This is a genomic window from Streptomyces murinus, from assembly GCF_002154555.1.
GTDB lineage: Bacteria > Actinomycetota > Actinomycetes > Streptomycetales > Streptomycetaceae > Streptomyces > Streptomyces murinus.
The window spans coordinates 1-9263 of the sequence record NZ_MUNF01000467.1 but is presented as its reverse complement, the minus strand read 5'-3'; the positions used below and the strand labels follow the sequence as shown (position 1 = coordinate 9263).

The 9263-nt window shown below is 72.0% G+C and carries 10 protein-coding genes; 4 read left to right on the top strand and 6 right to left on the bottom strand.

Annotation, left to right across the window (positions count from 1 at the left end; all coding sequences use genetic code 11):
* The first annotated feature begins 370 nt into the window (after positions 1–370).
* Entirely contained in the window at positions 371–754 is a 384-nt protein-coding gene (locus tag CCN72_RS40820; protein WP_244174474.1) for a response regulator transcription factor, read from the top strand.
* Positions 755–991: 237 nt separating this feature from the next.
* Here CCN72_RS40820 and CCN72_RS26695 read toward each other — a convergent pair whose 3' ends face one another.
* The 3 genes from CCN72_RS26695 to CCN72_RS39165 are packed head-to-tail and all read right to left on the bottom strand — an operon-like array spanning position 992 to position 2448.
* Positions 992–2047, bottom strand: coding sequence for a P1 family peptidase (locus CCN72_RS26695; protein WP_086810299.1), 1056 nt, complete (start codon positions 2045–2047; stop codon positions 992–994).
* A gap of 29 nt (positions 2048–2076) precedes the next feature.
* On the bottom strand, positions 2077–2247 hold the full coding sequence (locus CCN72_RS26690; protein ID WP_086810298.1) for an MbtH family protein: 171 nt from the start codon (positions 2245–2247) through the stop codon (positions 2077–2079).
* 30 nt (positions 2248–2277) lie between these two features.
* A complete protein-coding gene (locus tag CCN72_RS39165) occupies positions 2278–2448 on the bottom strand; it encodes a hypothetical protein (protein ID WP_208638104.1) in 171 nt (56 codons plus the stop codon).
* A 28-nt stretch (positions 2449–2476) separates the two neighbouring features.
* Between CCN72_RS39165 and CCN72_RS41720 the strand changes: the two genes are divergently transcribed.
* Positions 2477–3115 (top strand): phosphopantetheine-binding protein, encoded by a 639-nt coding sequence (locus CCN72_RS41720; protein ID WP_358587915.1) that lies wholly within the window; start codon positions 2477–2479, stop codon positions 3113–3115.
* Here CCN72_RS41720 and CCN72_RS26680 read toward each other — a convergent pair.
* Both CCN72_RS26680 and CCN72_RS26675 read right to left on the bottom strand, forming a co-directional pair.
* Positions 3007–4398: an acyl-CoA reductase gene (locus CCN72_RS26680; protein ID WP_086810295.1), complete on the bottom strand. Its 1392-nt coding sequence runs from the start codon at positions 4396–4398 to the stop codon at positions 3007–3009. The two genes, CCN72_RS41720 and CCN72_RS26680, sit on opposite strands and share 109 nt — an antisense overlap.
* Positions 4395–5603, bottom strand: coding sequence for a LuxE/PaaK family acyltransferase (locus CCN72_RS26675; protein WP_086810294.1), 1209 nt, complete (start codon positions 5601–5603; stop codon positions 4395–4397). Before CCN72_RS26675 ends, CCN72_RS26680 begins: the two co-directional genes overlap by 4 nt.
* Positions 5604–5757: 154 nt before the next feature.
* Here CCN72_RS26675 and CCN72_RS26670 point away from each other — a divergent pair, with 154 nt between their 5' ends.
* The gene (locus CCN72_RS26670; RefSeq protein WP_086810293.1) at positions 5758–6417 is read left to right on the top strand and encodes an MSMEG_1061 family FMN-dependent PPOX-type flavoprotein; all 660 of its coding nucleotides are present in this window, start codon (positions 5758–5760) and stop codon (positions 6415–6417) included.
* Positions 6418–6465: 48 nt separating this feature from the next.
* Entirely contained in the window at positions 6466–7329 is an 864-nt protein-coding gene (locus CCN72_RS26665; protein WP_086810292.1) for a class I SAM-dependent methyltransferase, read from the top strand.
* Here CCN72_RS26665 and CCN72_RS26660 read toward each other — a convergent pair.
* A partial coding sequence (locus CCN72_RS26660; protein ID WP_208638103.1) for a right-handed parallel beta-helix repeat-containing protein occupies positions 7319–9263 on the bottom strand: 1945 nt, incomplete at its 5' end. The two genes, CCN72_RS26665 and CCN72_RS26660, sit on opposite strands and share 11 nt — an antisense overlap.

Here is a 9263-nt window from a genome sequence, read left to right as displayed (position 1 = left end):
GGGAGGGGGGATGGGAACAGTCACTCCGCCGCCGCGCACGCCGACCTGTCCGCCGCCGCGGTGCTCGACGTCCTCGACGGGCTAGTGAAGAAATCCGTCCTGACGCACCGGCAGCACGACGGCCGCTCCCACTACCACACGCTGGAGACCGTACGGGAGTACGGGCAGGAGCGGCTCGCCGCATCGGGGTGCGAGAGCGTACTGCACCGCCGGCACCGCGATCACATGCTCGCCCTCACCGGGCGGGCCCAGCGGGAGTGGTTCGGGCCGCGGCAGGTGGAGTGGTCCACCCGCCTGGAGCAGCGCGGGCGAACCACGGCGGGCGGCCCGGCTGCTGGGTGTGCTGCACCTGTTGTGGGGAGCGATCGGGGTGAGCCTCAGCACGGCGCCGTTCATGAGCGAGGAGCACCGCCGGTTCGAGGGGGAGGTGCGGGCGGCGCTCACCGCGGCCGCGTTCGACCGGGCGTTCCGGCACGGCGCCGAGGCCACCCTGGACCGGGCGCTGGAGTATGTCCTGGACGCGGCACCGGCCGCGCCCGGGGAACACCCCGCCTTGCCGCTCACCCGGCGGGAGTGGGAGGTGGCGGACCTCGTCGCGGAGGGGCTCACCGACAAGCAGACAGCCGCACAGCTCGTGATCGCCCGGCGCACCGCCGAGAATCACGTCGAACGGATCCACACGAAACTCGGGTTCTCCTCCCGCTCCCAACTGGCCTTCTGGGCACATCAGAAGAGGCGGGAGGACACTCCGTGAGGGTGGGCCGCGCTGCCGGAGGGCGCCGAGCGGTGGCCGAGGGCCGGCACCGAGTCGGTGTTCGAGGTCTGGTGGGCCGATGAGCGGCGCCGGCTCGGGCTGAAGCCTGTGGAACGGCGGTATCTGCGGAGGGACTTCGCGGAGTGGGCCGCTCGGTGGCGGCCCGGGTGGGCGGGAGTGCGGGCGACCGGTCCTGGGCGCCGACGCCGTGCCCGGGGCGCCCGAGGGGCCGGCGCGTCAGGACGGGAGAGGTCCCGCAAGGACTTCGAGGAGCCGGTCCACGGGCAGCGCGGGCAAGGTGCGGCCCGCGTGGCCCGTGGTGGTCGTCGCGGCGAGCAGGGAGTTGAGGACGGCCTCCTCGACGGCGTCCAGGACGGCCGCGAACAGTGGGCTCAGCTCGTCGTCCGGCACCGAGGCGCCGGAGTCCGGACGGGTGGAGAAGGCGAGGGCGTAGTCGCCGCTGCCATGGCTGTAGGCGGCGCCGACGCGGGCCAGCGCGAACACGGCGCGGCGCGCGACGCGGCTGAGGCGGCGGGCGTCCAGCGGGGCGTCGGTGGCGACCACGATCATGCAGGAACCGGTCTCCGCCGCCGGTCCCGGCGCGCCGCTCAGCCCGAGGGAGCCCGGGGTGATCGTGCGGCCCAGCACCCGCAGCGTGCCACCGAAGTTCGCCTGCACCAGGGCCCCGACCGTGTATGGCCGCCCGCCCAGGTCCGTCGTACGCGAGGATGTGCCGATGCCCGCCTTGAAGCCCAGGGCGCCGGTGCCGGTGCCCGCGCCGACACAGCCCTCGGCCACCGGGTTGCCGGAGGCCGAGCCGAGCGCGGCCCGCACATGCTCCTCGCGCACCGGGCGGGCGCGGATGTCGGACAGATAGCCGTCGTTGCACTCGCCCACGACCGGGTTGAGGCTCTGCACGCGCGAGCAGCCGGGCCGCTCCAGCATCCAGCCGACGAGGGCGTCCGCGACCCGGAACGCCGACAGGGTCGAGGTCAGCAGGACCGGCGTCTCCAGCGCCCCGAGTTCGGTGAGCTGGGTGGTGCCGATGAGCTTACCGTAGCCGTTGCCGGTGAACACCCCGGCGGGCAGCGGCGCGTTAGGACCGACGGCGTCCGGTACGACGGCGGTCACCCCGCTGTGCACATCGGGCGGCAGCCGGACCGTGGTGTGCCCGACCCGGACGCCCGGCACATCGGTGATCGCGTCGAGCGGCCCCGGGGCGAACTCCCCGACGACGATCCCGAGATCACGGGCCCGGGGCCGGGCCGAGCGCGGCTGAGCGGAGGATTCCATACGGCAGGACGCTACCTCCGCCGACCCCGTCAGGCCGCCTGCTCCTCGATGTAGGACAGGCACGCCTGCCGGGAGTCCTCCCCATGGACGACCTCCCAGCCGTCGGGCACGGTGCTGCCCACGGGCCAAAGGGAGTACTCGGTGAAGGAGTTGCGCAGGACGACGTGGGAACGGTCCGTTTCGTCGAAGGGGTTGGTCATCGAGGGCTCCGGTCGAAGGGAGGGCGGGCCTCAGTCGAACAGGCGGCGGCTCATGCCGCGCACGGCGAGAAACCAGGTGGCCGCGATGCAGCAGCCGAGCACCGCCAGATGCAGCAGATCGACGGCGCCGAGCGTCCCGAAGGTCGGCTTCGTGGTCCTGGACGAGGACGGCACGGACCTGTCACTGCTCTCGGTGAGCACACACCTGACGGACCGCCTCCCCGCCCATATGGTGCCCGCCGCTCTGATCCCCCTGGACCACTTCCCGCTCACCCCGAACGGCAAGCCGGACCACGCCGTGCTCGCGGCCCGCGCCGCGCAGACCCTCCCGGGGACCTCCGGTACCACTCCCGACCAGGACACCGACGATCTCGTAGCGGTGATCGCCGACATCTGGTCCGAGGTCCTCGGCGCCGGCCCGCTCGGCCCCACGGACGACTTCTTCGCCCTCGGCGGCGACTCCATCCGTGCCGTCCGCGAACGGGAAGCCCGCACCGGCCTCCAGGTCCCCATGCACCTGGTCTTCGAAGCCTCCGAGGTGGCCGAGTTCGCCGCCGCCATCGCGGAGGACACCGAGACGGCGGGCACGTCAGGGAGACGCCGGGCAGGGACGGCGTCGGGAGCACATGGCCGACGGCGGAGCGGCAGGGGGCGACGGCACCCCCGTAGCCGCCGCCCCTGCCGCAAGATCGTGCTACGGACGGACACGCACTGTCAACGAACGTTTTCGGCTAGTCATTCGATCGTTGATTCCCCATGTCAGCGCACATTGCCCCCGGAGGGCCCGGCCACCCCCGCCATCGCGATGCTCACCCTGCGGCTGTACCGCTGGAGCGCCAGCTGGCCGTCGTGCGGTTCGCCCGGGTAGCTGTCCAGCATGGAGCCCAACGCGGCGATCCGCAGGGCGCCGGCGCGGAAGAACTCGGTGGCGACGGGGACGGCGTGGTCGGGCGCGGTGTGCAGGCCCACGGTCTGGAGGTAGCGGCGCATCGGGTGGAGGACGCGCACGATGTCCTCGCGCGGGAGCGGTTTGACCCAGACGGTGCCGAACAGGGGAGAGGCGGTGAGGCCGGGGCGCTTGTCCGCGAGGACGTGCCAGCGGCCGTCGGGTCCGCTGAACGTCCGGGTGAGGCCCAGGTGTTCCTCAAGACGGGCGACGGTGACGACGTTGGTGACCTCGGCCTGCTCGGCCGTCTCCCTCGGCAGCTCGGGGAACGCGTCCGCCTCGGCGGCCAACGCGTCCGCGAGCGCGCGGGCCTCGGTGAACAGCACCTCCGTGTCGTCCGTGTCGACATAGACGACCTGAGGGCTCGTGCAGGTGCGCTGGCCGTTGCGCAGGATGTCCCGGGCCAGGGCCCGCAGCGCCCGGCCGTCCCGGCGGTCACCCGTACGGTCGAGATAGGCGAGGGATATCTTCGGCCCCCACTCGACCAGCCGGCACCCGGACGGCAGGAACCGCGCGACCCCCTCGACCGCCTCCTCGGTTCCCCAGACCGCCACCGCGTCGGCCGGGCGGCACAGCCGGCGCAGCCACTCCGTGTCGCGGGAGGAGAACCGCAGCACCACGAGCCGGTCGCGCACCTGACCCGAAGGATCGGCGTCGGCCAGCATGGCCAGCGCGTGCTGGGTGAACAGGCTCTCCCCGCCACTGGTCTTGACAACGTTGACATTGCCCGTGAGCAGTCCCTCGACGACGCTGAGCACGCCCGCGACGGCCACGTTGCGCGGGGCGATGTGCACCAGTGTGCCGATCGGCTGCCACAGTTCCGCCGCACCGCCCGCGAACGCCGCCGGAGCGGGCCGGTGCGGAGCGGTGCCGCCGAGCTCCGCCGTCAACTGGGCGGCCAGCAGCCCCCGGTCGAGGGCCGCGGCGAGCCCCGCGAGGGCGGCTTCCGCGTCGGCGACGGGCAGCGCCGTCGTAGCCGGATCGGTCAGATCGGCGAACAGCCGCCTGTACTCCGTGCCGTCCCGGTCGGTGAGCGTCCCGGCGAACTCCTCGCAGGCGCACAGGACGTGCTCGACGTCCAGCGGCCCGGGCAGAGCGGGAAGGAGGGAGCCGAGCCGATCGAGCCGGCGCCCGGCCTCCTCCGCATCGACCCATTCCCCCTGCCAGTAGTAGGGCGTGGTCATGGTCTGCGCGACGGTCGTCATCGAACCTCCAGAAGCTCCGCCGCGGCGACGGCACACGTACGGTTACGGCGCACACCCGCGCGCCCATGGACCTCGAACCACGGTGTGGCGATCCCGCAGTCACCCGGCGGACGCAGGGTGCCGAGATCGGCCATCAGGATGCTGTGGGCGGGCAGCGCCGTGATGAACGGCGACACGAACTGGAGATAGCCCACCTCGTCGTACCCCACCGGCTCCAGGGTGCGCACGTCCCGCACGAGGCACCGCGCCCACACCGGCACATGGAAGTGGTGCGCCGCGCACTCGATGTACGGCAGGCAGTGCTCGACCGAGCCGTAACAGTCCCGGATCCGCTCACCCGGGATGCCGAGCCGCCGCTCGATCCCCTCCCGGAACTCCGCGCGCCCGATGGCCCGGTCGGCGTGGCTCTTCCAGCCACCGCCGGTCAACACCAGGGAACCCTCGGGGAGTCGCAGCGGCGGCACCCCCATGGTCCCCATCCGCTCCAGCACGGTGTGCAGCAGCGCGGGGAAGCCGACGATCCGCACCGGCTCCTCGCGCGCCGCGAACTCCAGCAGCGCGTCCACGCAGCCCATGGGGTCGAACTCATGGCCGACGCCGGTGTTGCGCAGCGCGTGCCGGACGGAGGCGACGGGCGCGAAGTCGCACAGCTCGTTCAGTCCGTGCGCGGCGCCCATGGTGAGCCGCGGATCCGGCTCGTACCCGAGGACGAGGTAGTTGGCGGGACGCTCGACGTCGATCAGCCCCAGCGCCTTAACCGTCCAGGCGTCCATCCGCTGCGCGGCCCCGATGGACCAGGCGTCGAACCCGATCTCCGTCTTCTCGCCACCCGTCCCGGACGACGTCAGTCGCAGCGCCACGGCATCGTCCTCGATCGAGCTCAGCGCATGTCTCTTGAACAAGTTCACATGTATGTAGGGCAGTTCGGCGACCTGACCCACACTGTCCGGATCCGGTGCCCCCGCCTCCTTCCACAACGCCCCGAACAGCGGGTTGCGCAGGGCGTGCCAGGCGTTGATCTCCCGCATGGCCGCGACGAACAGCTCGTCGGCGGCCGCATCGGCGCGAAAGGGGTCGGAGACGCTGCACAACTCCTGTACCCGCGGCAGCTCTCCGGGTTCCGGCACCTCCAGGGGGCGGAAGTACTTGGCGAGGGAATCGAGTTGACGTACGAGCTCGGCGTCAGAGGTCGACGCGGTGGTCATAGCACTCCTTGTTGATCACTACGTGTGCAGACCAAGTTGAACCCGCCACGACTTAAGCCCCCGACGACTCCGATGGGTTTGAGCCAGCCTCGCGCGATCTCCTCGGACGGACCGGCGACGTCCGGTCGCAGGACGGACCGTTAGGGTCGGGATCATGACGCCCACACTCGCCGGCAGCGCATTCGACTCGCTCCGCCTCGACGCCGTGACCGATCAGGAGACGCTGCGCCGGGTCTACGCACTCCCCAATGCCGCGGCCGTGCGCAAGCAGATGACCGAACTCACCGACCAGACCCGGCGGTTGATCGGATGCTCGGCGCTGGTCCTGGTCGCCAGCGCGGACGCCGAGGGCAACTGCGACGTCTCCCCGCGCGGCGGCCCCGCCGGGTTCGTCTCCGTCCTGGACGACCGGACGGTGGCGATACCGGACGCGACCGGCAACAAGCGGCTGGACACCTTGCAGAACGTCATCGCCACCGGACGCGCCGGGCTGCTGTTCATCATCCCCGGGCGCACCACGACCCTCCGGGTGAACGGCCGGGCCTGCGTCTCCACCCGCCCGGAGCTGCTGTCCCAGCTGACCGCCGTGGGCAAGCCGCCGGCCAGCGCGCTGGTGGTGGGGATCGAGGAGGTCTACCCGCACTGCCCCAAGTCCCTGCTGCGCAGCGGCGCCTGGAAGCCGGAGCAGTGGCCGGCGGCGGACGCCCAGCCCACCTCGGCCGAGGTCACCCTGGCCCAGCTGCGGATGCCGGAGCTGACGATCGCCGACATCGAGCAGGCGGAGGCGGACTCGCTGAAGTACCGGTACGAGTAGGAGTCGGCTGCGCGACGCGCGCACACGGGAACGGGAAGAGGACAGGGCATGACGGACGATCAAACCGGCACACCGGACAGCACCGCGGTGCGTACCGCCCTCTGGCGGGCGATGCACCTCCAGGTCGACCCGCCGCCGCACGTACTGGAGGACGAGATCGGCCTGCGGCTCGCCGCCCCCGACGACGGCTGGCGCGCACGGCCGGACATGGACCCGGACGCCACCAGGGCGTTCCGGGCGGCCATGGTCTCCCGGGCCCGCTTCATCGAGGACCTGGTCACCGAGCAGGCGGACCTGGGCGTCACCCAGTACGTCATCCTGGGCGCCGGCCTGGACACCTTCGCCCAGCGCCGGCCGGAACTCGCCGCCCGGCTGCGGATCTTCGAGGTCGACCGGCCCGGCCCGCAGGCATGGAAACGCCGCCGCCTGGTCGAACTCGGCTACGGCATCCCTGACCGGCTGCACCTCGTACCGGTCGACTTCGAAGCCGGCGCGTCCTGGTGGGAGCGGCTGACCGACGCCGGGTTCGACCGCGACCGCCCGGCGGTCGTCGCCTCCACCGGCGTCAGCATGTACCTCACCAAGGACGCCACCGCGGCCACGCTGCGCCAGACCGCCGCGCTCGCACCCGGTTCCACGCTCGCCATGAGCTTCCTGCTGCCGGTCGACCTCCTCGACGCCACGGACCGCCCCGCCCTGCGCGCGAGCGAGAACGGCGCACGGTCGTCCGGGACGCCGTTCATCAGCTTCTACACGCCCCAGGAGACACTGGCCCTGGCCTGCGAAGCCGGCCTTACGGACGCCCGGCACGTCTCGGGGACCTCGCTCGGCGACCGCTACTTCGCGAACCGCCCCGACGGGCTGCGCCCGTCGAGCGGCGAGGACCTGCTGCTGGCCACGGTCAGCGGGTAGAGATCTCGTTGACGGACAGATTGCCCCAGGTGTGGTTCGCGGCCTTCACCACGAGGCGGACGCCGGTGGTGGAGACCGCGGCCGGCAGGGGCAGCGCGGCGAGCTCGACACTCCCGCTGTCGCTCGCCCAGTCGATCGTGGCGTCGGTCGACCGAGTCGTCCACGCCGTGCCGTTCCAGGTCTGGACGTCGAGCCTGGTGATGCCCTGCCCCTGGCCGTAGTGCGTGGCCAGGACGACCTCCGACACCGTGCGCGGACTCGGGAACGTCACGGTGATGGTTCCCGGATAGGAGACGCCGGTGTCAGGGCTGGCCCAAGTGGCCTGGTCCGAACCGTCGGTGAGCGCGGCGGGCGACGTCGACTGGCCGTCGCCGAAGCTGGTGGCGGCCGTCGGGGCGGCCTCGTCGCGGCCGCTGCCCGCCGTGCGCTGGAGACCGCCGAGGTCGGGCATGCCGGCCGGCAGCGCCGTACCGACCGCGTCCCGGCCGCCGTCGTGGGCGATGTCCAAACCCCGCCCGAGCACAGGCGAGTCGGCCGCCGGCAGATATCCGGAGAGGTCGTCGAGCGAGGTGGCGGTGCCCGGCGCGGTCAGCCGCGCGTCGCCGGTGAGCGCCGCCTTGTCCGCCGGGGGGACCGGGCCGTCCTGGTAGAGATTGCGGTCGTAGGCGACCACCCCCGAGCCGTCGTACGGCAGCAGGGCTCCGTCGTAGATGACGTTGTTGCGGAACCTGACCCCCCGGACCGTACTGCTCCACACCTTGACCAAACTGAACGACGCCCGGTCGGGGTTGTTCGCGATGAACGGGGTCAACGGCACCCAGACCGTGTTGTTGTAGACATCGATGTTCCGGGCATTGGTCGAGAGCGCGAACACCTGATTGGCGTCGCCCTGGCTGACGTTGTAGCGCACCGTCGCCTCGGCCGGGGCGCTCCCGGTCGACACCGCGATGAAGAAGCCGCCCTCGTTGTCATGGCTGAAGTTGTACTGCACCAGGCTGCGATGCACGGACGCGTCGGCGTCGAAGGCGGTGCCGTCGCCGTCCAGCCCCCAGTACTTGGTGCCCGACACCTCGTTGAACCGCACCATCGTGTCGTCCGCCCCGGCCCACCAGATGCCGACATTGCCGTGCTCTTGCGCGGCCCGCTCCACCCGGTTGTGCTCGATCAGCGCGCCGCTCGCCTGCATCACCGTGATGCCGCCCGCCGAGACGTCGTGCACGGAGTTGCCCCGTACGACCACCCCGGTGCTCGGCGTCCACGGTCGGAAGTCGGCGGCCGGGATGCCCATGAGGTCCGGCCACAGGGAGTTCCAGCCCTCCCGCTGCATCCACTGCGACCAGGTGACGATGCCGTAGGACCGGGTGTCGTAGACCTCGTTGTCCTCGATGACCAGGTTCTCGTAGTACGTGGGCGTCCGCTCGCCCCGGGCGCTGACGATGATCCCGCCGGCGGAGGGGTTGGACGCCTGGCTGCCCGACGACGCGCCCTGGATCGCGTGCACCTGGTTGTCGCGTACGACGACGCCCGCGACGGCACCCATGTCGGTGGCGCCGACCCCGATCCCGATCCGAGGGGTCGTACCGGAGCCGGAGTTGGTGACCTCGAAGCCGGCCACGACGATGTCGTGCTCGTCGCTGATCCTGATCGCGGCGTCCACGATTCCGCCGCCCTCGATCAACGGTTTGGCGCCGCTGCCGTAGGAGGTCAGCACGACGGGGTCGGCCGCGGTGCCCGAGCCCCTGGGGCTGAGCTGCCCGCTCCACCGGCCGCCCGCCCTGAACCGCACGGTGTCCCCGGGGAGCAGGGTCTGCGCGTCGACCTTGGCCAGGCTGCGCCACGCCGTCGCCGGGGTGCGGCCGTCGGCGGTGTCGCTGCCGTCCGGATCCACGTAGTACGACGTTCCCGCCGCGGCTGCGGCCGGGTGGGCCGGGGAG